Source organism: Ruegeria sp. BB1 (assembly GCF_056539465.1).
On the sequence record NZ_JBQFVB010000001.1, the window covers coordinates 1,139,186 to 1,160,797 of the forward strand.

The following is a 21,612-nucleotide window of genomic DNA, read 5'->3' on the forward strand; positions in this document are numbered from 1 at the left end:
ATCAAGCCGTTGAGTGACTGCGATTACGCGCGATTAATTGTGTGACAATGACGGGTGAAGCCACGGCCAGCGCGACCAAATCGGCGGTCAGCGTCGGAGCCACGAAAATGATCCCGGCAACCGCCATCAGGATACGCGACACCATGTTCAATGGGGTCAGCCAATATCCCACGACAGCGGCAGACAGAGCGATAACCCCGGCGATACAGCTGGCGGCGGTATATGTGAACTCCCACAGATCAAACCCGGTCGAAGACACGAACAGAAGAACCGGTGCGTACACAAAAGCCATCGGGGCGATGACCTTGCCGAGGCCAAGAGTAAATGCGGACAGTCCGGTACGGAACGGGTTCGAATTGGCAATCGCCGCCGCCGCATAGGCCGACGTACAGACCGGTGGCGTGATTTCCGAGACCACCCCGTAATACAGCACGAACAGGTGGCTGGCGATGGGCGGCACACCAAGCTGCGCCAACGCAGGCTGCGCGACGGACACCAGCATGATGTACAGCGCCGTGGTGGGGATACCCGCGCCCATCAGGATGCAGACGATGGCGATGAAGACCAGCGAGATGAACAGTTGCAGGTCTTCCATCGCAAACAGTTGGAAGCTGCCGAACGAGATCATGTTGTACAGATCCGACGCCAGATTGCCTGCGCCCTGCGTCACCATAAACCCGATGCGGAACCCGATGCCGGTAGTGTTGATCACTCCAACCACGATGCCCACGGCTGCGGCAGCGGCACCCACGGCCAGCGAATATTTCACGCCCAACTCGACCGCCTGCAGCATCTCCGGCACTTCGATCCGTTTTTGCGGGTTGAGCGTTGCGACAACCGAAAGGCCGCACAGAATGGCCGTCATGGTCAGATCAAATCCGCCATCCGAGAATTTCCAAAGGACAAAGGCCAGGAAGGCGGCTGCGTAGATCAACGTTGGAGGTTGCTTGATCCGCGACATGCCCGCAATCACTGCCAGCGAAATACCACAGAAGGCCGACATGAACGGCGTGTAACCGGTGAACAGAACCACCAGCAAACCGATCAGAGGCACAATGTTCGCCCACCCTTCGGCCCACACAGCCTTGAGCTGCGGCAACTGCTCTTTGGCCAGACCCTGCAGGTTCAGTTTACGCGCCATCAGATGCACAACGGCGAAGACGCCGACATAGTGCAGGATCGCTGGGAAGATCGCCGCAATCACGATGGTGGTGTACGGAACCTCAAGGAACTCGGCCATGATAAACGCCGCAGCGCCCATGATCGGCGGTGTAATTTGACCACCAGCCGAAGACGCGGCCTCGACCCCGCCTGCAAAATGGCCGGGGTATCCTAGGCGCTTCATGTTTGGGATAGTCAGCGCGCCGGTTGATACGGTGTTGGCCACCGAAGAACCCGAGATCGTGCCGAAGAAGGCCGAGGATACCACCGACACTTTTGCCGGACCGCCAGTATAGCGGCCCGCCAAAATCGTGGCGTTATCGATGAAAAGCTGTCCCAGACCTGTGCGCTGCGCAATCACGCCGAACAGGACAAAGTGAAACACGATTGTTGAGACAACCCACAGAGTGACGCCATAAATACCCTCTTGCGGGAAATACATCGACGACACGAAAGTTTTGAAGTTCACACCGGGATGTTGCAGCAGACCGGGGAAATACGGCCCCAGCAGCGCGTATGAAATGAATACACAGATGATCAGCGGCAAAACCCAACCCAGCGTGCGGCGCGCGATGTCTAGCACCAGCAGAATGATGACGACGCCCAGGAACACGTCATAGCCGTTTGGGTTGCCCATTCGGAACGTCTGCTCCTCGATCCCCAAAAAGGGAATGCCACGCCAGGCGAAGCCGACGTACAGCGCGGCAATGATACCCAGCGCCATGAAGACCAGATCGTAAAGGGGGATGTTGCCGATGCGGAACCGGCTGACTTTGAGCGCATACAGGCTTTGCGATCCGATAATCGGAATGGTCGCGTAAACCAGAATGAACAGCAGGGCGAGATAGATGCCCATATGCCAGTGGTCGGCAGGCAGGCCGAACCCGGCAGTAAAGAATTCGTAAAACGCAAAGATCAGGGCAACAACGCGCAGGACCTTACCGGTGGTTGGTGTGACCTGCCGAACAGCGGCGCCTTCGTCGAACTGTTCTTCGATGGCCGCAAGTTCTTCGGCCGTCAGTTCGTGGTCATCAAGTTTCTGGGTCTCGGTCATGATGGCCCCCTGATTTCGCATAATTCAAGTGTGCGGTGCCCCGAAATGGGGCACCGAACGATAGGTTACGGTGAGATTTGATTATTGAAGAAGCCCAGCTTCTTTATAGAACTTCTCGGCACCCGGATGCAGCGGAACGCCCAGCGCTTCGACGCCGTCCAGCGCGGTATCCGGCGTGATCTGCTTGCCTTTGGCATGGCCATTGTCCAGCAGCTTGCGTGTGTTGTCGTTCCACATCGCCTTGGTCAGTTGATAGACCAGATCATCCGACAGGTCCGAGGACACAACCAGCATCGCGCTGACCGCCGGGGTCTTGGTTTCGCCATCGATACCTTCATAAACACCACCCGGAATGGCCGAGGGGATATAGGCCGGAATGATCTCGTTGATCTTGGCCAGATCTTCGTCACTGAAGGAATGCAGGTTCATACCCTTGGTCGAGGACAGCTGTACCATCGCGGCAACCGGCCAGCCTGCGGCATAGAAGTAGGCGTCCAGCTGACCATCGGCCAAACGCTCGGCGCTTTGGCTGTTGTTCAGCTCGGCTTCGTCCATGTTGTCGCGGTTAACACCCCAGGCGTCCAGCATCTGCAGCACGGCAACCTGCGTGCCGGAGCCAGCCTGCGCGATACCGACACGCTTGCCTTCCAGATCACCCAGATCGTTGATCGTCGATCCGGCGGGCAGCACCAGGTGCAGGTCTTCGGGGAACAGATTGGCGACAATGCGCAGCTTGGGGTGCGGTTTGCCTTCGAACTTGCCCTCACCCAGATACATCGAGCGGGTGACATCCGCCGCCGCAAGGCCAGCTTCCAACTCACCGTTCTGAACAGCCGCGTTGTTGAACACCGACGCGGTGGTCGATTGTGCAATCGCGATCAGACCAGGAACACCGCACTGGCCGCCTTCTTCACAGGGGCGCGAACCCGGAGGGGCCGAGATACCGTTTGCGATGGTGCCGCCGATGGGGAAGTAGGTTCCGCCAGCACCGCCGGTGCCGATGCGGAAAAAGGTCGGGTCCTGCGCCAACGCCGGTGCGGCCAGCGCGCCAGCCAAAGCCAGTCCAGTCAAGCATTTCACTAGTTTCATTGTCATCTCCCAAGTTGGAACGTCGGATTCGGTTCGCCCGACTTCGATCCTGCAAGCGTAAAGGCAATTCTCATAAATACAAATTTGTTATATTTCACAAAATTAAATTTTAACTTATACATTGAGCATGAACCTCACCCAACTCACCGTTTTTCGCGAGGTGATGGAGTCCGGCTCCATCTCTCAGACTGCCAAGAAATTGCATCGGACGCAGCCTGCTATCAGCCTTGCCCTCAAGAACCTCGAAAAATCTTTGGGCCTGACATTGTTTGAACGCAAAGGACGTCGGCTGGTTCCGGTCCCCGAGGCGCATTACCTTCTGGCCGAGACCGCAGGCATTCTGGATCGCCTGTCAACGATCTCAAACACCATGGAGGGTTTGATCAAAGGGCATTCCGGCAGCCTGAATATCGCAACGATGCCGGGCCCTTCGGCCTTTTTGTTCCCGCGGTTCATCAGTCAGTCGGTGGGTGAAAACCCGGACATTCAAATCACGTTGTCCTCGCGGAGCTCTCCGCAAATTATGGAACTTGCGGGAACGCAGAATATCGATTTCGGCTTTGCTGATTTCGAGCATTCAGCCGGACGAAAAGCACAATATTCGGTCGAACTGATTCAGGCAGACTGTTTCTGCGCAATAGATTGCGATCATCCGCTTGCGTCCCAGGACAGCATTACGATTTCCGATTTGGACGGAACGCCGATGGGCGGGCTATACGCAACCCATCCGTTTCAGCGCAAAGTCCGGCGAGAGTTTCAGGACATATCCGCCAACTATAACCCGACCGTGACCTGTCAGTATTTCCTACCGCTCATTCCGTTTGTAAGTTCGGGCCAGTGCTGCACGATAGTTGATCCGCTGACCGTTGCAACGGAACGTGAGATGAACCTGTCCAACGACAAGGTTGTGTTCGTGCCTTTGGGCAATCCGCTCAGGTATGAATATGCGATCCTTGAACCCGCTCACCGCCCGCCGTCTCAGTTGGCCTTAAAGATCAAGGCTGGTTGGAAAGCCGAAGTTCTAAAAATGCTCGAGGAAGTGAAGGCCAACCCCCACACAGAATGGGTTGGTGACGTGCGTGGCCAGAAGGTTTAACTGTCTTTGAAAGACGGGCAATGGTTTATCCGAAACCGCCCAAATCAGCGAATTTCAAGCACCTGAAAAGCCTAATATCTTTAGACTTTTCATGCGGCTAAACAGGATACTTATATCGCCAGATACTCTTCCCGAAGATTGGTATCTTCCAGCACCTCGTTCGCAGTCCCGTCAAACACAATGCTCCCAGTATCCAGAATAATCGCCCGGTCCGCCAGTTCCAAAGCACGAACGGCGTTCTGTTCGACGATGATCGTGGTCATGCCCTGTTGCTTGACATGAATAAGCGTTTTTTCGATCTCGTCGACGATGACAGGGGCCAAACCTTCATAAGGCTCATCCAAAAGCAAGACCTTGATGTCTCTGGCCAGTGCTCTGGCGATTGACAGCATCTGTTGTTCGCCGCCGGACAACGTAGTTCCCTCTTGTTTGCGGCGCTCGCCCAAGCGCGGGAACAACTCGTATAACCTTTCCAACGACCATCCAATCGGCGGCGCGATTTGCGCAAGCTGCAGGTTTTCTTCGACAGTTAGGCCCGGAATAATTCGCCTATCTTCCGGGACAAGACCAAGACCCGCAGCAGCCGCTTCGTAGCTTGTCATATTGTGCAGCGGTTGGTGATCCAGCCAGATTTCGCCATGCCTTACTTCCGGCTCTCCGACCCTTGCGATGGAACGGAGCGTCGAGGTCTTGCCAGCGCCGTTTCGCCCAAGAAGAGCTAGAATCTCACCTTCATGTACATTGAAGCTGACGCCCTGAACTATGTAGCTTTCTCCGTAGTATGAATGCATATCCCACACCGAAAGAAACGCAGGTGCGGTACTGGCCCTGTTCGCGTTTTTCGAAAAGTCAGGTTTCTCGTTCATAGCTTTTCCTTACGCTGCTTCGCCCAAATAGGCCTCTCGGACCTTTGGGTTGCCACGAATGTTTTCAGGCGTGTCTTCAACCAGGGGTGTGCCTTGCGCCAAAACCGTGATGCGTTCGGCCAGGCTGAAGACCACGTGCATGTCATGTTCAATGATCGCGATGGTGATGTCGCGCTCGTCCTTGATTTGCTTCAGCAGATCAATGGTATTGTTGGTATCAGCCCGCGCCATGCCCGCCGTGGGTTCGTCCAACAGCAGCAAGCGCGGGTTCTGACTGAGGCACATGCCGATCTCTAGCCGCCGCTTGTCACCACGAGACAGCGAAGCGGCGTGCATTTCGCGTTTGTCAGCCATGTTCATCTCTTCCAGCATCGCCTCGGCCTGTTCCACAACCGCCTTTTCATTGGCGATGGTCTCATAGGCATGCATCCGAAAAGCCCCATCCCGCATTGCGAAGATCGGGATCAACATGTTTTCCATCACCGTCAGCTCGCCAAATATCTCGGGCGTCTGAAACACGCGGCTGATGCCCATCTGGTTAATCTGGAACGGCTCCAACCCAAGTACCGAATTGTTGTTGAACAAAACGGACCCGGTGTCCGGCATCAGCTTGCCCACCAAACAATTCAACAGCGTCGACTTACCTGCACCGTTGGGACCGATGATGGCGTGGACCGAGTTCTCTTCGACATTGAGGTTTACATCCGTCAGCGCCTTGAGACCACCGAAGCGCTTGCTGACATCTTTGACTCTTAGAATTGCCATGGTTCGCCCCCTACTCGGCCGGTTCTGTTTTGCCCGACGTTGCATCGTCGGTATTAGATTTCTTGCGCTTAAAGCGGTTGAGCAATCGTTGGCCACCTTCGACAAGACCGCCTGGCAGATAGATGACGACCAGCATAAACAGGATGCCCAGCGTCAAATGCCAACCTTTACCGATGAACGGATGGATCACGAAGACAACCGCATCCTCCAGCCCATCAGGCAGGAATGCGAACCAGCTGTGCAGGACGTTATCGTTGATTTTCGAGAAGATGTTCTCAAAATACTTGATAAATCCAGCACCCAGAACCGGACCGATCAGTGTTCCAGTGCCGCCAAGGATAGTCATCAGGACCACCTCTCCCGAGGCTGTCCATTGCATCCGTTCAGCACCAGCCAGCGGGTCCATCGCGGCCATCAGACCACCGGCCAGACCGGCATACATGCCCGAGATTACAAAGGCCGCCAGCGTGTAAGGCTTCGAGTTCAAACCCGTGTAATTCATCCGCTGTTGGTTCGATTTCACCGCCCGCAACATCATGCCAAAGGGCGACCGGAAGATGCGGATAGACAGGTAGAACACCACCATCAGGACAACCGCGCACAGGTAATAGCCCGCGTTGAAATCAAAGCTCCACGCGCCCACGTCCATTGTGTAGGTCGCACGCATCGGCAAGCCGAACAGGTGCGGCAGGTCCGGCGCATTGGCGCCCTGCAGGATCTGCGGATCATCTGCATAGACTTGCAGGCCGGTTTCCCCGTTCGTCAGGTTAAACTTGGGGTTCGATAGCACCGAGTAAGCCAGCGCAAAACTCATCTGCGCGAAGGCCAGTGTCAGGATTGAAAAGTAAATTCCTGACCGGCGCAGGCTGACAAAGCCGATCAGCAGCGAAAACAATCCGGCGACGACCACACTTAGCGCAATGGCCGGAATGATGTTGTAGCTGAGTAGCTTGAACATCCAAACGGCGGAATAAGACCCCACCCCCAGAAAGGCCGCGTGACCGAAAGACAGGTATCCCGTCAAACCGAACAGGATGTTGAAGCCGATGGCGAAGATGCCAAAGATCACGAACCTCTGCATCAGATCCGGGTAACCCGCATTGAACTGCGCCATGGCGCTGCCTTCGGGGAACGGGTTCAGGATGAAGGGGGCCAGCAATGTCAGGATTGCAACGATGATCAGCAGGCCGGTGTCTTTTTTGTTTAGTCCCAGCATGGGCTTATTCCTCCATCACGCCCTTGCGGCCCATTAGACCGCGTGGACGTGTCAGCAGCACGATGATGGCGACAAGGTAGATGATGATCTGATTGATGCCCGGGATCGTAGTGGTTGCCCAGGTTGTCGAGGCAAAGCTCTCCAAAATACCCAGCAAGAACCCGGCCAGCACCGCGCCTGGCAATGAACCCATGCCGCCCACAACGACCACAACAAAGCTGAGAACCAGAAAGTCCATGCCCATATGGTAATTTGGCGGATTAAGCGGGCCGTACATCACCCCGGCAAGGCCGGCCACGGCAGCGGCGATGCCGAACATAATGGTGAACCGGCGGTCGATGTTGATACCCAGCAGACCGACAGTTTCGCGATCCGCCATCCCGGCACGCACGACCATACCAAACGTAGTGAATTGCAGGAATGAGAACACCGCACCGATGATGCCCACCGCAAATCCGAAATAGACCAAACGCCAGATCGGATAGATGATCGCGTTGGGGTCGAACCCAACCATGATGCCCAAATCGACCGACCCGCTCAGCGCATCTGGCGGCGGGGTCTGGATCGGATTAGCGCCGAAGAAATACTTGACGATTTCCTGCAGCACGATAGCCAGTCCAAAGGTCACAAGGATCTGATCCGCATGAGGGCGCTTGTAGAAATGCTTGATCAACCCACGCTCCATCACATAGCCAACCAGCAACATGATGGGGATCGCAAAAAGGATCGCCAGCGGAACGGACCAGTCAATGATGGTGGCTCCGACCTCGGGGCCGAACCAGGCCTCGACATAAGGCGTTTCAACTTTCAGCGGGTTGCCCAGAAAGTCCTTCTGGGTTTCGTCAAGCGTTTCGAAACTCAGGTTAAGAAGCTTCTGTAAGGTCACCGCACAGAACGCTCCGATCATGAACAGCGCCCCGTGGGCAAAGTTCACAACACCCAGCGTTCCGAAAATCAGCGTCAGGCCCAGCGCGATCAGCGCATAGGCCGAGCCCTTGTCCAGCCCGTTGAGAATTTGCAGTAGGATGGCGTCCATCGGCCCCACCTCAAGATTGGTCAGTGTAATTGAGTGGTCGTGACCGGGTTTTAGCGCCCGGCCACAAGGGGTCTGGCCGCCGAGACCGGCGGTCAGACATCAGCCAAAGGCCTTAAGCGCCCGGGTTGCACTTACCCAGTTCACCACCGGCGAACATCGGGTGTTCCGGATCGTACTCGACCTGCGCACGCGGCGTGATCTCGACGATTTCCAGCGTGTCGTACTCGTTGGTCGGGTTCTCGTTGCCCCGCACGACCAGCACGTCCTTGAAACACTGGTGATCCGCACCGCGATACCAAGTCGGACCATTGCCCAGCCCGTCGAACTCAAAGTCTTCCAGAGCTTCGACAATACCGCATGGATTGAAGGTTCCTGCCCGCTCACACGCATCCGCATAAAGCAGAACTTGCGCATAGCAGGTCTGGGCCGAGTTGGACGGAGGCTTGCCGTACTTCTCGCCAAAGGATTTCACGAAGGCTTTGGTGCCCTCATCCTGCAGCTGCCAGTTCCAGTTCATCGATCCAAGGACGCCTTTGATGTTTTCACCCGCACCAGCGGCCATCAACTCAGAGTACAGTGGCACGACGATCTTGAAGTCCTTGCCATTGGCGACCTTATCCAGCAGGCCGAATTGAATTGCGTTGGTCAGCGAATTCACCATGTTCCCGCCGTAATGGTTCAGAACCAGAACATCCGCCCCCGAGTTCAGAACCGGGGCGATATAGGACGAAAAGTCCGTTGACGCGAGTGGTGTCTTAACCGTGTTGACCGTTTCCCATCCCAAGGCTTCGGTCGAGGCGACGATCGACTCTTCCTGGGTCCAACCCCAGTTATAGTCGGCCGTTAGGTGATACGCGCGACGTTCCTTGCCCATCTCAGCTGCCAACACCGGTGCAAGCGCTGCACCCGACATGTAAGCGTTGAAGAAATGACGGAACCCGTTGGCTTTTTTATCCTTGCCCGTGGTGTCGTTCGCGTGGGTCAGACCCGCCATAAAGATCACGCCGGCCTCTTGGCACAGGCCCTGAACCGCGACAGCCACGCCTGAAGACGAGCCACCGTTGATCATGATCGCGCCGTCTTTTTCAATCATCGATTTGGCAGAGGCACGCGCGGCGTCCGATTTGGTCTGCGTGTCACCCGTAACAAATTCGACTTTCTTGCCAAGGATGCCGTTCCCCTGAAGCGCCTTGGATGTGAAGGTATTAAGGCAACCCCCGTCCCCTTCGCCGTTCAGATGTTCGACCGCCAGTTGCTGAGCAAGCAGTTCGTCATTGCCTTCTTCGGCGTAAGGTCCGGTTTGCGGAACATTGAAACCCAAAGTGACAGATGCCCCTGTCGGCTCGTTGGTGAAAGCAGCAGCCGACGAAGCCGTAAAGATTGTAGGCAGGGCCAGACCGGTACCTGCAACGGCACCAGACTTCAGCACGCCGCGGCGTGTGACAGATTTGTTGGTCATTCATTCCTCCCATTTTCGTTCTTTCGCCCTCTGGCTCCTCTTCCAGCGGACAAAAGCGCACTTTTGTGCATCTCAATAATGGAAAGCGGAATGAAAATTCCTCAATAAATTCCTATTTTTGAAACATAATTTTGTAAAAAAATTCACGAATAATAATATTTTTTGTAAATAATATGGTGCGCCACCATTTAGCATTGCCGATTTTCATATGCTTAGGTGTGAATTTCAGTGGCAACAATTTTCGGCCTTCACCACCCGATAGATCCGCAATCATACATCTCGGCTGAACGTCCAAACCGGCCTCGCCCTAAGATTGCATCCAGTGGACACATGACGTTCAAAGATCGGGATTTCAACACCTGAATTTCTACGCCAGAAGCGCTAAGCCCCAATCCGGAAATGAAACCTGGCTTTAGAAGTCACAGCCGCTCGGGCCAGCAACCCCAGCGGCACCAAACTGGGAAAGGTTCGGTAAAACGACTGCGTGTCTGGCTGCGTCCGAGACTGTCGGATCAGCTTGTGCGTTGCTTATAATACGTGTCTTTGTGAACGATCAGCCCATCGCGGTAGGTCAAGATGTCGACGCTTAGAAACTCTTCCTTGGTACCATCCTTGTGCGTGGCCGTGCGGCGATATTCACAACAGGCTTTGTTTCCAGAAATGGTGCAGTCAAGTGTTTCCCAATGCACGTTCGCAACCTTTTCAAACAGGGTTGAAAAGGCGTTGCGAATGGCCTCGGCACCTTCCAGACGTATGCCATGTTCTTCGGGGCCAACGGCATGGTCAAATGTCGCGTCGTCTGCAAAATGCTTCATCACAGCGTCAATGTCGTTCGCGTTAAAAGCGTCGCCGACCGAGTCGACAAGGTCACGGGTCAAAGCGGTCATGATTGCAGTCCTTTTCCTTGAAGCATGTCGCAAGTGTGTTTGAAGAAGGGGCTTGCCGGGTCGACAAGCACATTCAGTTCGTCAAAGTGATCCACGCCCGGCACGAAATAGAGACCCACCTTGCGATCTGCTGTTTCGTATTTTTCGACATACATGCATGCCTGTCGGTGGAATTCCTCGGTTTCCGCACCGCCGACCACAACCAGTTGAGGCGCATTGGTGACCGGGGGGTGGTTGGTCATCGGGCTTTCAGCCTCGGCTTCTGTTGGATCCATGCGGATGCCCGCATTCAGCGCTTCGGTCAGACGGACCGGTTCGAGATAGCTGAGCGGTGACACCGGGATACCGGATTTTATCAAGTCCGCGGGAAGATCATCACCAAACGCAGGCCAATCAGTCGCCATCATCATCTGGGTGATATGTCCGCCAGCGGAATGACCCATCACGGTGATGCGGTCTGGATTGATGCCCAGATCGCGCGCGTTGCGCCAGATATAGGCCATGGCCTCACGCGCTTCTTCTGAAATACGCGTAATGGTCACGGATGGGCAAAGATCGTAGCCAACGACGACAACATTGAACCCCGCGGCAACAAAGGGTGGCGCTATGAAACTGTAAATCGATTTGTCACCACGCTGCCAATAGCCGCCGTGGAAATAGACCAATGTCGGCGCAGCCGCGTCCAAGCAGCGGAAGACATCCAACCTTTGCTTCTCGCCTTCCCCATAGCGGAGGTCCAGGCTGCAATCGCAGGTGGCGCGCGCTGTCTCGCTATCGCTGCTCCAACCGGGAATGACGGTCACTTCATAGTCCGGTCGCCCTGCCCTTAGATTATATTGAGCGTCGAATTCATCAGGGCCGAAGCGTGTGTGAAAGGTCAGATGATCGCTCATGATGAAGCCTCGGGTTGGGGCGCGGAGAAGAACGCGCCGCGGCAAAAGACAAGGGGCGGAGCGGGCGCGTGGGCGTAGTTGATGACGCGGCCCAAGAGGATCTCGTGATCGTCTGCGTCGACCCTGCTGTGAACCGTACACTCCAATTGCGTCGAGGCACCGGGGATCAAGGGGGTCGCGGTTCCGGGGATCCAATCGGTGTCGGTAAATCGGTTTTCGACATCGCTTGCAAAGTGCATAGCAAGGTCTTTCTGCTCGGCCGACAGGATATTGACCGCAAAATGATCCGATTGCGACAGCGTTGGGAAGACCCGGCCTGACTTTGCAACACAGACCGAGATCACCGGCGGCTGCAATGAGACCGAAGTGAATGAGTTGGCGGTCAGGCCCCACGGTTCTCTGTCCGCGTTATAGGTGGCTACAATGGTAACACCCGTCGGAAAGGCGCCAAGTGCGCGGCGATATTCTCGGACGTCCATCATAGCACCCCTTCGCTGGCACAGGCTTTTTCCAAGGCAGCCCATTCATCGGGGTTGGTCCCGAACGGGCGCATGACGTGATCCTGATAGGCGGGGCGTTCCGCCAGTCGCTGATACCAGGCCTCGACATTCTGCAAGGACGGGCGGTCGACCTCGACGTTAAAATAACGATAGGCCACACATCCCAAGGGAATATCCGCCATGGTGAAGCTGTCGCCGCAGACATAGGTGCGCTCCGCAAGGTGCCGGTCCAGAAGGGTCAGGGCCTCGTGCGCCTCATCGCGCAGCTTGGCGATCTTTTCAGGGTCACGCTTGCCCGGTTGCGTGCGCACCGTTGCGAAGAACAGATAGATCACCGGCCCAAAGGCGCGGCTTGCCGACCACTCCATCCATTGATCCGCAATCGCGCGGGTCTGAATATCGGACGGGCTCAGCGTTCCTGCCCCGTATCGATCACAGAGGTAGCGTACGATGGCAAGGCTTTCCCACAGCGCAAAATCCCCGTCGCGGATCGCCGGGATCATCTTGTTGGGATTGATCTGCGCATACATCTCGGTGTCGAGCTTGCCAAAGCTGCCCCCGGCAAGTTGCAGCGCGTAGTCCAACCCCAGTTCATTCGCTGTCCAGATCACCGGAATGACGTTCGACGAATAGGGTCGCCCCCAAATCTCAAGCATGTTCCAGCATCCTTTTTTGCGCGATGGACTGCGTGCCGAACCTGGGAACGACATGCTCAAACAGACGATGCCAGCTGGCCAGAATTTTCTCGTAAGGAACGCCGGTATATTGCTGCATCAGCATGAGGTGATCGAGGCCGATGGTTTCCTGCCGTTCTGCAAAACGATCCGCAACATATTCGGCATCTCCCACCACAATGATCCCGCGTTTATTGAGGAAATCAAACCAGTCCATGTCCTCATCTTCGGGGGTCATCTCTTCGCCGACATCCAGATAGCCGTGCTTGGTCCATTCCCCCTTGGGGCGCGACCCGCCGAGAAATTCGTAATAGGCATTGATCGGACCACGGATTGTGTTCACCGCTTCTTCCATGCTTTCACCGACATAAAACGCTGTGCAGACACCAACGCCCTCGCCAAGACTTACCTCGCGCCCTTCGCGTTGCGACAGGGCCTGGCGGTAGGGCTCCCAACAGGCCAGCGTCACCTTGGGGCCAGCCGCCATCGAGATCACGCCCCAACCGCGTTCCCCGGCCAGTTTGAATGTGGGCGGTGCATTTGACATCAGCCAGACCGGAGGGTGAGGGTTGGAATAGGGGCGCGGATGCACATACATCGCTTTGTATTCGCCATCTTTATCGTGATAACGCGGATCCAGAGGGTCAAAGAACCGGTTGCTCTCTTTCCAGCCGGGAACAGGGAATTGATAGAACTCACCATGATGGGTGAACGCTTCGTTGGTCCAGGCTTTCAGGATAATCTCAAGGCTCTCCTGATACAGCCGCATAACCTTGGCATTGTCGCGCCGGTCCGCATCTTTATTGAACTGGAGGGTCGAGCGTTCATTGATGCCCTTGGCGACGCCGAAATCAAAACGGCCCAGCGTCATATTATCCAGCATCGCGGCATCTTCAGCCACGCGCAAAGGATGCCAGTCAGGCAAAATGATGGGCGCTGTTCCAACCCGCAGCGTCTTGCAATGCGCGGCAACGTGGGTCCCCATCTGGATCGGGTTGGGCGGCGCATTCATGTAACCGTTATGGGCAAAATGATGCTCGGTGAACCATGCGGTCGTGAACCCTGCCTGCTCGGCCAGCGAACACTGTTCGAGGATCATCTCCAGCGTGCGCGTCCATGGAATCGTCTCACCGGGGCTAAAATTGGCAATCAAATCAAAGCGCATAACTTTCTCCCAGCCGATGGAAAATCAGTTGATTTTTCCCCTTCTTTTCAACTAAGTTGATTTGAGCTCGAAAAGTCAACTAAAATCATTTATTCTGAAGTCATGAATAGTGACGTGTCTCAGACCGACGCCCAAAGGCTCGGCAGTGAAATTCGCGAAGTGCGCAAAGCGCGTGGATTGACCCTACAACACCTGTCCGAGGTGGTGTCGTGCTCCAAAGCCTATCTCAGCCGAATTGAACTTGGGGCGGCCAAGGTGTCGAACGACCTGCTTGGCGAAATCAGCGATGCGCTTGCAGTAGAACCCAATTGGTTCTTTCCCAAACAGGAAGGCAACGGGCCTCTTGAGCGAAAGCACGTCGTGCGACGCGAAAACCGTAGGGCGCTGTCCGCGATGTACACGCGCTCAACTGATGAATTAGGTTTTGAGGACGAGTTGCTTTCAAGCACATTGTCCGGCCATTGTTACTTGATCCTATCACGGTTCCGCCCCGGCGCAGGAGAACCACCCGAGCCACTCAAAGGCTATTCTTTTGAAGGTGAGCAACACGCCATAGTTCTTAGCGGTGAAGTTGAGCTACGTCTCGGGGACGAAATCATTTCATTGCGCGAAGGAGACAGCTTTTCCTACCCATCCATGATCGCGCATCGCTTTCGCAACAAGACGGAGAAAGAGGCAACAATGGTTTGGGCGATGTCACCGATACGCATCACGTGGTGACTGTTGGCCGGAGGTTGCCAAAGCCAGAAATTTTCAATTGTATTGTGAAAAGTCGGCACACTGGCCGGTTCAAAAGGCAGTCAGAAGGTGGTCGATTTCGCCTTTTTTATGGCGGTGCTGTCAGATGAACTCTAACCAGTCTCAGTTTGCCGTGGAAACCGCGAACCTATCCGGAACAAAGTTGACGCCACTCTCTAAGAGCGGCGGTGCGTGTCAGCTTGAAGGTATCTCTGCTGGCTAGCGATCTTTCCTGGTTGAAGTGGTTGTAGACGGAGGAATGGACGGAGACGAATTTTTGCAAACTTCGCATGCGCCTGAAACGTTGCATCGCGCGTTCGTGTCGTCGGAACGGCAGGTGCGAGTTCTCAACCCGGATATTGAGCCACCTGCCCGTCTGCTGTTTTTCGGTAGCACCAAGCTCTCTGAGAGCAGCCCGATACGATGCGAAGCGATCCGTGACGACGTTTTCCGCTTTACCGTGTCGCTTCATCAATTTCTTGAGGAATTTCAGTGCTGCAGCTTTGTTTCGGCGTTTTGTGACAACGGCTTCCAGCACCTCACCTTCGTGATCAACAGCCCGCCAAAGATAATGCCGTTTGCCATTCACCTTCACGAAAACCTCGTCCACGCGCCACTTCCATTTGGAGAATGCGCGCAGTTGCTGAACACGCTTTTTTCGGATCTCAGCAGCAAACATCGGGCCAAACCTGTTCCACCAATACCGGACAGTTTCGTGACTCACGTCGATGCCTCGCTCGTGCAACAAGTTTTCGACATTCCGAAGCGAGAGCGGGAAACGGATGTACAGCATCACCGCAAGGCGGATGATCTCAGGACTGGTTTTGAAATACTTGAAAGAGGCAGGATTGGTCATGGGCAAAAGCTACGAAAGCCCCCTGCCCGCCTCAAGCCAAGTTCTTCTGACAAGACCTTACTTTGGGCTCCTTCGCAGTCATTGGCGGACCTGCAGCATTACGCCAGCCGACGTCGGCCCAGAGCCGACTTTGACTACAGGTTCTGATTGCGGCTGTGCGGCCCTTCGAAGCTGCCATTCGCTGCCGCTGCATGATCAACGACAGAACGAATTCACACAACGCACAACATAGCCGCCAATCTCGCGGAATACCCTGCCGCAGTTTAAGACCTGCCTTTCGGCCAATGATCCTGCAGCAAAACTATGGCAGTGCGTCCGGCCTCCAGAGCTCGGTCCGCCTCGTCTTCAGTTCCTGCCAAACGAGCCAGAGTGATCGTACCCATCAGGAGTGCCATCGCAGCCAGGCCCTGGTCCGAGCCGGTTTCCGGCGTGTCCCGCAAAAGGGCCGCCATGCGATCCGAAGCTTGAGCGCCCGCGTGCCTAGATGCGCCCTTGGTGCGGGCAAGCTCGGTTCCCATCGCCGCCAACGGGCATCCATGCCGACTGTCTTGAACATGAGCTTGGGACAGGTACTTGGCTATGTAGTCCTGACGTTCCTTCCCTCGCCCTTCGCTGGATTCCTCGCGTTCCATGCCTGAAACAACATCGTCGATCGCGTGCCGGAAGGCTGTCGCGATCAAATCCTCTTTCGACTCGAAGTGCCGGTAGAAACCACCATGTGTCATTCCGGCTGCCTTCATGACGTCAGCGACGCTTGTCGCTTCGACCCCGCGTTCGCGGAACAACTGTGCTGCAGCATCCAGTATCCTGTTGTGACTGCGCTTTTTTTCCGCTTCCGACATTCTCGGCATTTTCGCGCTCCTAGGCGGGGTTGACAATTAAGATTACATGTATCATCTAAATTATAGATTGCAAGCATCATCTAAAGGAGTGCGCCCGTGCCTGCCAAGCCTAAGATCCTCGTCACCAGCGCAAGCGGTAAGACCGGGCTGCAAGTCGCGCTTCAGCTCAGAGCCAAAGCCTATCCTGTCCGCGCTTTCATACGGCAGAGGGATCATCGCTCTGATATTCTCGAACGCGCGGGCGCTGAACTATTCGTGGGTGACCAGTATTCCCTGAGCGACATGCGCTCGGCGATGAAAGGCGTGCAGCGGGCGTATCAATGCGCTCCCACAGCACCCAATGGGCTGCACTTCAGTGCGGTCTTCACCGCTGCGACTTACGAAGCAAAGGTCGAACACGTCGTTACACTTAGCCAATGGCTTTCGAGCGTAGATCACCCATCACTGTTTACACGTGAAGTATACCTGGGCGATATCCTGATCGGCATGCGTCCCGAGATGTCTGTGACCACGGTGAATGTCGGCTGGTTTGCCGAAAACTACCTGATGGTACTGGGCATGGCGGCCCATCTTGGGACGTTCACGATGCCGCTCGGCGACGGCGACGTGAAGAAGAATGCCGCCCCCTCAAACGAAGACATTGCCCGCGTGGTTGTCGGTGCCTTGACGGATCCGGCACACCATGCAGGCAAGACTTATCGTCCCACGGGTCCAACGCTGCTGTCGCCCAACGAGATCGCCGAAGCAATGGGCCGCGCGCTGGGGCGGCGGGTACGCTATGTCGATATTTCCGAACGAATGATGATCAAAGCGCTGAAAGCCCTTCGCCCTGCAAACTATTCGGAAGCGGCAGTCACCCAGCTTGCAATCTATTCAGAAGAGTACAGGCGAGGCGCCTTCGCGGTGAATGCCCCAACCGAAGACGTGTTCCAAGTCAGCGGGCACGAACCAGAAGCCTTCGAAAGCATTGTACGACGCAAGGTTGCTGAACAACCCGACCTGGTGCGCAGCCTGTCCGGCAGCATTGGCGCGATCGGCATTTTCCTGAAGATTCTCACGACGCGCCCGTTCGATCTTGATCACGCTCAGAAGCAGCGAGACTACGTGCAACTCTCATCCGCTTCGTACTGTCAGGACAATGCGGCCTGGACAGAAAAGCACCAACCCAAGGACGTACAAACCGAACCGAAGCGTGTTGCCTGAGACCGCAAACGACGAAGGATTGTCTCCCAAGACGAAAGGACCTCTAAATGAACATTCAGGACGAACTTATCACTCGAAACCAGGAATTCTCTGCGGGCTTTGACAGTGCTGACCTGCCGATCCTGCCAAAGTTGCGAACGGTTGTTCTGACCTGCGGTGATGCCCGGGTCGATCCCGCGCACATCCTCGGACTGGAGCTTGGCGACGCGGTTGTGATCCGAAACAATGGCGGACGGGTTACGCGCGCCGCAATCGAAGAAATCGCCACCCTCGCCTTTCTGGTGAGCGCTATGACGGAGGGCCGCGAACAGGGGTTCAACGTCATCCTGATGCAGCACACACAATGTGGAGCCGAGCGGCTGTCCAATCCGGACCTTCAGGACGCGCTGTTAAAAAAGCTTGGGATTAACGTATCCGAATACGCAATCACGGATCAGGAAAGCGACCTTTCGGCAGACATCAAGCGTCTAGCGGCAGCACCGGAGGTACCGGACGCGATCACCGTCTCGGCCTTGCTTTACGATGTCGCCACTGGAAAAGCCCAAGAGATTACTCCAGCCGCTTCACTGGGGACAATCCGGGCCGAGGCGAGCGTATCGCAAACTGCGGCTCGAGCATGACGGTCTGCCCACCCCCAATTCACGTAAAAAGACGCATATCGAAAGGATCGATCAGATGACCCCCACAGTGATATTCCTTCTTCAATTCGCGATGAGTCTCTTTGTCGTTGCTCTGATCGCGGCATGGTACGTTGCACCTTGGCTTGCACGGCTGTCGGTGGCTGCGGCGCTCTCAATGCTGCTGCTGCCGCATGCTTTCCGACACATCGGAATGAGCTTCATGGTACCAAATCTCAACAACGGAGGTTTGCCCGAGGTGTTCGCAACCAGCGCCAGCTATGGCGATCTACTCTCGGCGTTTCTGGCAATCGCCGCGCTTATCGCTTTGCGATGGAGATCAGTGGTTGCCCTTCCGTTGGTGTGGGGTTTCAACATCCTTGGTACTGTCGATCTGGTGAACGCCTTGCGCCAGGCCGAGGCAATTAACTACTTTGGCCCCACTTGGTTCATTCCAACATTCTTTGTGCCGGTACTTTTGGTCACGCATGTGATGATCTTTGCACGGCTGTTGAAGGCAGATGGCCCCAAGACAGCCTCGGCATGAGAGGACAGGTATTGTTCCAGGGCAGGCAGCGCTGCTGCCCGCCCCAACTGAGTCTCACGGCCCTTTCCGGACCTTCGTCCCACCCTCACGATGTTGCAGCCGCAATCCGGTTACCGGTCTTTCGCTGCGATTGCGCGCTATGGTGCTGTCCGAACTCACAGTTTGGGGGACGAAGCGTAAATTCGCTACAGTTGACGCAAAAGTCAGCTTAGATGCCCAGTGTGCTGTCAGCGACCAGAAAGCCTGAGTCAACATTCAACAGAATTGTATCGCGCGCGCTCCTTACCTGTGCGGACCGCCTCTTCGTGCATCGGTTTCAACTGTGGTGCACTCCGCATGAAATCCACAGCCCTGGCCGCGATCATCATCGTAGGTGCATTGAGATTGGCGCTTGTAATCTCTGGCAAAACCGAAGCATCCACTACGCGCAAGGCTTCAATTCCGTGCACACGAAATTTGTTATCAACCACCGCCAGTCCATCATAGCCCATCCGACAGGTGCACGACGGATGAAAAGCGGTTTCCACTCTCTCGCGCAGCATGGCCTCGATATCCTCACTTGTTCGACAATCGGCACCCGGAGTCATTTCCGCGCCGCGAAATTCGTCAAAGGCCGGTTGCGCCACAAGCTCTCGCGCGCGGAGCACACCTTCTCTCATTTCGCGCAGGTCGTCGGGGTCGGCAAGATAATTGAAATGCAACCTTGGTGGCCCCCGAGGCGTGGTGCGGTTAAGTTCGATGTAGCCTTTCGTTCGTGGTCTTGCATGATCTACGTTGACTGAGAACGCCTGATTGATCGTGATACGATCCCCTTGAACCGTAAATCCCAAGGGGCCGAAATGGTACTGAAGATTGGGATGGGAAACATCATCATTGCTGCGTATGAGGCCACCCGCTTCCCATATATTGGACGTAGCGATGCCCTGGCCGGTCAGGGCCCATTGCACCCCTGCGGTCGCCCTGACCAAAGGATTGCCGATGCGGTGAAATGCAAGCCGTTTGCGGCAGGCAAACTGCAGCTTTATCTTGGCATGATCCCGAAGATTTTGGCCAACGCCAGGCAAATCAGCAAGAACTTGGATGCCGCAATCACGCAAGTGATCCGCCGGACCTATACCGGACAACATGAGCAATTGAGGCGAGTTGATCGCTCCGCCACACAAGACAACTTCTCGTTTCGCCCTTACAGTCTTATGCTCCCCAGCCAGCTGGAACGTCACACCCTCAACGCGGTGACGGCGAATTTCCAGTTTTTCGACATGGGCTCCAGTTTGCATTTTGAGGTTCGGGCGCCGTAACGCCGGGGTCAGGTAAGCTGTTGCGGCGCTGCACCTGCGATTGCGGCTTTTCGTAGCGTCATAGCGCGCCACGCCCTCAGGATGCTGACCGTTCAGATCATCACTTGCTCCCTGTCCGGCTTGTGCGCCAGCCTCAAGAAAAACGTCGTATAGTGGGTCAGTGTTATCTGTGCGCGTTACTTTTAGAAGGCCCGAGTTTCCTCGCCAATCATTGGCTCCTTGATCATAGCTTTCGGCTGCCTTGAAATAAGGAAGGCAGTCGGCATACCCCCAACCCGCAAGTCCATGATCGCGCTCCCAGCGGTTAAAATCATCTGGATGGCCACGCATATAGACCATTGAATTGATCGAAGAAGACCCTCCCACAACTCGCCCTCGCGGGGTTGGTATCCGGCGGCCATTCAACCCGGCTTCGGGTTCCGATACGTAATTCCAATTGATCCGTTTGTTTCGGAAGGCCCGATAAACTCCGGCGGGAATTTGTATCATGACGTTACGGTCAATTGGCCCGGCTTCGAGAAGTAAGACAGAAACTGACGAATCGCGACTCAATCCTTCGGCAACGACACAGCCGGCCGAACCGGCGCCAACAATGACAAAATCGTATTCGTCTATCTTCATGCAATCCTCGAAACATGCTCATGCACAATGCATTAACTCTGTCAGAGAAGAAAGAAGTCCATACACAGCCTGAAGTTTAGACCAGTGTCTGCTTTAGGTCAGATTGCAGCAGTTGGTGCTGTCAGACTAATTCGAACCAGTCTCAGTTTGCCGCGGAAACCGCAAACCTATCCGGAACAAAGTTGACGCCACTCGCTAAGAGCGGCGGCGCGGGTCAGCTTGAAGGTATCTCGGCTTGCGAGCGATCCTTCCTGGTTTAAGTGGTTGTAGACAGAGGAGTGGACCGAGACGAATTTCTGCAAATTTCGCATGCGCCTGAACCGTTGCATCGCGCGTTCGCGTCGTCGGAAAGGAAGGTGTGAATTCTCGACGCGGTTGTTGAGCCACCTGCCCGTCTTTTGTGTTTCGAGCGCGCCCAGCTCTCTGAGCGCGGTTCTGTATGAGGCGAAGCGATCCGTGACGACGTTTTCCGCTTTACCGTATCGCTTCATCAATTTCCTGAGGAATTTCAGTGCAGCCTGCTTGTTTCGGCGTTTGGTGACGATTGCTTCCAGCACCTCGCCTTCGTGATCAACGGCCCGCCAAAGATAATGCCGCTTACCATTTACCTTCACGAAAACCTCGTCCAGGTGCCACTTCCATTTAGAGACTGCGCGCAGCTGCTGAACACGCTTTCTTCGGATCTCAGCAGCAAACGTCGGGCCAAACCTGTTCCACCAATACCGGATAGTTTCGTGGCTCACGTCGATCCCGCGTTCGTGCAGCAGATCTTCGACATTCCTAAGCGAGAGCGGGAAACGGATGTACAGCATCAGCGCCAAGCGGATAATCTCGGGATTGGTTTTGAAGTACTTGAAAGAGGCAGGTCTGGTCATAAGAAAAAGCTGCGCAACACCCCTGCCCCGCTCAACCCAAGTTCTTCTGACAAGACCTTTTGAATGATCCACACGAGCGTGAAAGCGTACTCTTCCCGCACACATGGGCAGCCGAAAAGGCGCTGCCGCAGTTGCAGGAGCACATTGCAACCTT

Annotated in this window: 21 protein-coding genes; 5 read left to right on the plus strand and 16 right to left on the minus strand. The window is 55.5% G+C overall.

All coding sequences use genetic code 11. From position 1 onward, the window contains the following. Window position 1 precedes the first annotated feature (1 nt). Together ACR0AL_RS05680 and ACR0AL_RS05685 are read right to left on the minus strand one after the other, a co-directional pair. Entirely contained in the window at window positions 2-2,215 is a 2,214-nt protein-coding gene (locus ACR0AL_RS05680) for a TRAP transporter permease (protein WP_480662263.1), read from the minus strand. An 81-nt stretch (window positions 2,216-2,296) separates the two neighbouring features. Continuing rightward, entirely contained in the window at window positions 2,297-3,304 is a 1,008-nt protein-coding gene (locus ACR0AL_RS05685; RefSeq protein ID WP_170348216.1) for a TAXI family TRAP transporter solute-binding subunit, read from the minus strand. 127 nt (window positions 3,305-3,431) lie between these two features. Between ACR0AL_RS05685 and ACR0AL_RS05690 the strand changes: the two genes are divergently transcribed. Continuing rightward, window positions 3,432-4,400, plus strand: a complete 969-nt coding sequence (locus tag ACR0AL_RS05690) for a LysR family transcriptional regulator (protein ID WP_480662265.1) — start codon at window positions 3,432-3,434, stop codon at window positions 4,398-4,400. 110 nt (window positions 4,401-4,510) lie between these two features. On the opposite strand, the gene ACR0AL_RS05695 is transcribed toward ACR0AL_RS05690, so the two are convergent. From ACR0AL_RS05695 to ACR0AL_RS05740, 10 genes are all read right to left on the minus strand, one after another. Next, the gene (locus tag ACR0AL_RS05695) at window positions 4,511-5,266 is read right to left on the minus strand and encodes an ABC transporter ATP-binding protein (RefSeq protein ID WP_480646222.1); all 756 of its coding nucleotides are present in this window, start codon (window positions 5,264-5,266) and stop codon (window positions 4,511-4,513) included. A 9-nt stretch (window positions 5,267-5,275) separates the two neighbouring features. After that, window positions 5,276-6,031: an ABC transporter ATP-binding protein gene (locus ACR0AL_RS05700; protein ID WP_170348213.1), complete on the minus strand. Its 756-nt coding sequence runs from the start codon at window positions 6,029-6,031 to the stop codon at window positions 5,276-5,278. Window positions 6,032-6,041: 10 nt separating this feature from the next. Then, window positions 6,042-7,247, minus strand: coding sequence for a branched-chain amino acid ABC transporter permease (locus tag ACR0AL_RS05705; protein WP_170393454.1), 1,206 nt, complete (start codon window positions 7,245-7,247; stop codon window positions 6,042-6,044). 4 nt (window positions 7,248-7,251) lie between these two features. Then, a complete protein-coding gene (locus ACR0AL_RS05710) occupies window positions 7,252-8,283 on the minus strand; it encodes a branched-chain amino acid ABC transporter permease (protein WP_425080889.1) in 1,032 nt (343 codons plus the stop codon). A 112-nt stretch (window positions 8,284-8,395) separates the two neighbouring features. After that, window positions 8,396-9,742, minus strand: coding sequence for a substrate-binding protein (locus tag ACR0AL_RS05715; protein WP_170348210.1), 1,347 nt, complete (start codon window positions 9,740-9,742; stop codon window positions 8,396-8,398). Window positions 9,743-10,254: 512 nt separating this feature from the next. After that, window positions 10,255-10,629 carry a nuclear transport factor 2 family protein gene (locus ACR0AL_RS05720; protein WP_170348209.1) on the minus strand — a complete coding sequence of 125 codons (375 nt, stop codon included), beginning with the start codon at window positions 10,627-10,629 and terminating at the stop codon, window positions 10,255-10,257. Beyond that, window positions 10,626-11,522, minus strand: a complete 897-nt coding sequence (locus ACR0AL_RS05725) for an alpha/beta hydrolase (protein ID WP_480662267.1) — start codon at window positions 11,520-11,522, stop codon at window positions 10,626-10,628. Before ACR0AL_RS05725 ends, ACR0AL_RS05720 begins: the two co-directional genes overlap by 4 nt. Beyond that, window positions 11,519-12,004 (minus strand): flavin reductase family protein, encoded by a 486-nt coding sequence (locus ACR0AL_RS05730; RefSeq protein WP_170348207.1) that lies wholly within the window; start codon window positions 12,002-12,004, stop codon window positions 11,519-11,521. The genes ACR0AL_RS05725 and ACR0AL_RS05730 overlap by 4 nt, the downstream gene beginning before the upstream one ends. Continuing rightward, complete coding sequence (locus tag ACR0AL_RS05735) at window positions 12,001-12,678, minus strand: glutathione S-transferase family protein (RefSeq protein ID WP_170348206.1); 678 nt, start codon at window positions 12,676-12,678, stop codon at window positions 12,001-12,003. The genes ACR0AL_RS05730 and ACR0AL_RS05735 overlap by 4 nt, the downstream gene beginning before the upstream one ends. Continuing rightward, window positions 12,671-13,861 (minus strand): LLM class flavin-dependent oxidoreductase, encoded by a 1,191-nt coding sequence (locus tag ACR0AL_RS05740; RefSeq protein WP_170348205.1) that lies wholly within the window; start codon window positions 13,859-13,861, stop codon window positions 12,671-12,673. The genes ACR0AL_RS05735 and ACR0AL_RS05740 overlap by 8 nt, the downstream gene beginning before the upstream one ends. A gap of 114 nt (window positions 13,862-13,975) precedes the next feature. On the opposite strand from ACR0AL_RS05740, the gene ACR0AL_RS05745 reads away from it, so the two are divergent. Continuing rightward, window positions 13,976-14,581, plus strand: a complete 606-nt coding sequence (locus tag ACR0AL_RS05745) for a helix-turn-helix domain-containing protein (protein WP_170374670.1) — start codon at window positions 13,976-13,978, stop codon at window positions 14,579-14,581. A 166-nt stretch (window positions 14,582-14,747) separates the two neighbouring features. Here ACR0AL_RS05745 and ACR0AL_RS05750 read toward each other — a convergent pair whose 3' ends face one another. Both ACR0AL_RS05750 and ACR0AL_RS05755 read right to left on the minus strand, forming a co-directional pair. After that, complete coding sequence (locus ACR0AL_RS05750) at window positions 14,748-15,455, minus strand: IS6 family transposase (protein ID WP_480662269.1); 708 nt, start codon at window positions 15,453-15,455, stop codon at window positions 14,748-14,750. A gap of 263 nt (window positions 15,456-15,718) precedes the next feature. After that, window positions 15,719-16,306 carry a TetR/AcrR family transcriptional regulator gene (locus tag ACR0AL_RS05755; protein WP_480646216.1) on the minus strand — a complete coding sequence of 196 codons (588 nt, stop codon included), beginning with the start codon at window positions 16,304-16,306 and terminating at the stop codon, window positions 15,719-15,721. 87 nt (window positions 16,307-16,393) lie between these two features. On the opposite strand from ACR0AL_RS05755, the gene ACR0AL_RS05760 reads away from it, so the two are divergent. From ACR0AL_RS05760 to ACR0AL_RS05770, 3 genes are read left to right on the plus strand one after another with little or no spacing between them, the layout of a single operon-like run. Continuing rightward, window positions 16,394-17,500, plus strand: a complete 1,107-nt coding sequence (locus ACR0AL_RS05760; protein WP_480662271.1) for an NmrA family NAD(P)-binding protein — start codon at window positions 16,394-16,396, stop codon at window positions 17,498-17,500. 47 nt (window positions 17,501-17,547) lie between these two features. Then, window positions 17,548-18,120, plus strand: a complete 573-nt coding sequence (locus ACR0AL_RS05765) for a carbonic anhydrase (protein WP_480662273.1) — start codon at window positions 17,548-17,550, stop codon at window positions 18,118-18,120. A gap of 55 nt (window positions 18,121-18,175) precedes the next feature. Continuing rightward, on the plus strand, window positions 18,176-18,664 hold the full coding sequence (locus ACR0AL_RS05770; protein WP_480662275.1) for a hypothetical protein: 489 nt from the start codon (window positions 18,176-18,178) through the stop codon (window positions 18,662-18,664). A gap of 248 nt (window positions 18,665-18,912) precedes the next feature. Here ACR0AL_RS05770 and ACR0AL_RS05775 read toward each other — a convergent pair whose 3' ends face one another. Continuing rightward, window positions 18,913-20,583, minus strand: coding sequence for a choline dehydrogenase (locus tag ACR0AL_RS05775; protein ID WP_480662277.1), 1,671 nt, complete (start codon window positions 20,581-20,583; stop codon window positions 18,913-18,915). Window positions 20,584-20,750: 167 nt separating this feature from the next. Further along, window positions 20,751-21,458, minus strand: a complete 708-nt coding sequence (locus ACR0AL_RS05780; protein ID WP_480646209.1) for an IS6 family transposase — start codon at window positions 21,456-21,458, stop codon at window positions 20,751-20,753. Window positions 21,459-21,612 lie beyond the last annotated feature (154 nt).

Bases quoted from the DNA above. Each gene is read 5' to 3' on its own strand.
- ACR0AL_RS05750 (WP_480662269.1), bottom strand. From the start codon at position 15,455: ATGACCAATCCTGCCTCTTTCAAGTATTTCAAAACCAGTCCTGAGATC.
- ACR0AL_RS05705 (WP_170393454.1), bottom strand. From the start codon at position 7,247: ATGCTGGGACTAAACAAAAAAGACACCGGCCTGCTGATCATCGTTGCA.
- ACR0AL_RS05765 (WP_480662273.1), top strand. From the start codon at position 17,548: ATGAACATTCAGGACGAACTTATCACTCGAAACCAGGAATTCTCTGCG.
- ACR0AL_RS05695 (WP_480646222.1), bottom strand. From the start codon at position 5,266: ATGAACGAGAAACCTGACTTTTCGAAAAACGCGAACAGGGCCAGTACC.
- ACR0AL_RS05720 (WP_170348209.1), bottom strand. From the start codon at position 10,629: ATGACCGCTTTGACCCGTGACCTTGTCGACTCGGTCGGCGACGCTTTT.
- ACR0AL_RS05735 (WP_170348206.1), bottom strand. From the start codon at position 12,678: ATGCTTGAGATTTGGGGGCGACCCTATTCGTCGAACGTCATTCCGGTG.
- ACR0AL_RS05780 (WP_480646209.1), bottom strand. From the start codon at position 21,458: ATGACCAGACCTGCCTCTTTCAAGTACTTCAAAACCAATCCCGAGATT.
- ACR0AL_RS05680 (WP_480662263.1), bottom strand. From the start codon at position 2,215: ATGACCGAGACCCAGAAACTTGATGACCACGAACTGACGGCCGAAGAA.
- ACR0AL_RS05740 (WP_170348205.1), bottom strand. From the start codon at position 13,861: ATGCGCTTTGATTTGATTGCCAATTTTAGCCCCGGTGAGACGATTCCA.
- ACR0AL_RS05755 (WP_480646216.1), bottom strand. From the start codon at position 16,306: ATGCCGAGAATGTCGGAAGCGGAAAAAAAGCGCAGTCACAACAGGATA.
- ACR0AL_RS05710 (WP_425080889.1), bottom strand. From the start codon at position 8,283: ATGGACGCCATCCTACTGCAAATTCTCAACGGGCTGGACAAGGGCTCG.
- ACR0AL_RS05770 (WP_480662275.1), top strand. From the start codon at position 18,176: ATGACCCCCACAGTGATATTCCTTCTTCAATTCGCGATGAGTCTCTTT.
- ACR0AL_RS05690 (WP_480662265.1), top strand. From the start codon at position 3,432: ATGAACCTCACCCAACTCACCGTTTTTCGCGAGGTGATGGAGTCCGGC.
- ACR0AL_RS05730 (WP_170348207.1), bottom strand. From the start codon at position 12,004: ATGATGGACGTCCGAGAATATCGCCGCGCACTTGGCGCCTTTCCGACG.
- ACR0AL_RS05775 (WP_480662277.1), bottom strand. From the start codon at position 20,583: ATGAAGATAGACGAATACGATTTTGTCATTGTTGGCGCCGGTTCGGCC.
- ACR0AL_RS05685 (WP_170348216.1), bottom strand. From the start codon at position 3,304: ATGAAACTAGTGAAATGCTTGACTGGACTGGCTTTGGCTGGCGCGCTG.
- ACR0AL_RS05700 (WP_170348213.1), bottom strand. From the start codon at position 6,031: ATGGCAATTCTAAGAGTCAAAGATGTCAGCAAGCGCTTCGGTGGTCTC.
- ACR0AL_RS05725 (WP_480662267.1), bottom strand. From the start codon at position 11,522: ATGAGCGATCATCTGACCTTTCACACACGCTTCGGCCCTGATGAATTC.
- ACR0AL_RS05715 (WP_170348210.1), bottom strand. From the start codon at position 9,742: ATGACCAACAAATCTGTCACACGCCGCGGCGTGCTGAAGTCTGGTGCC.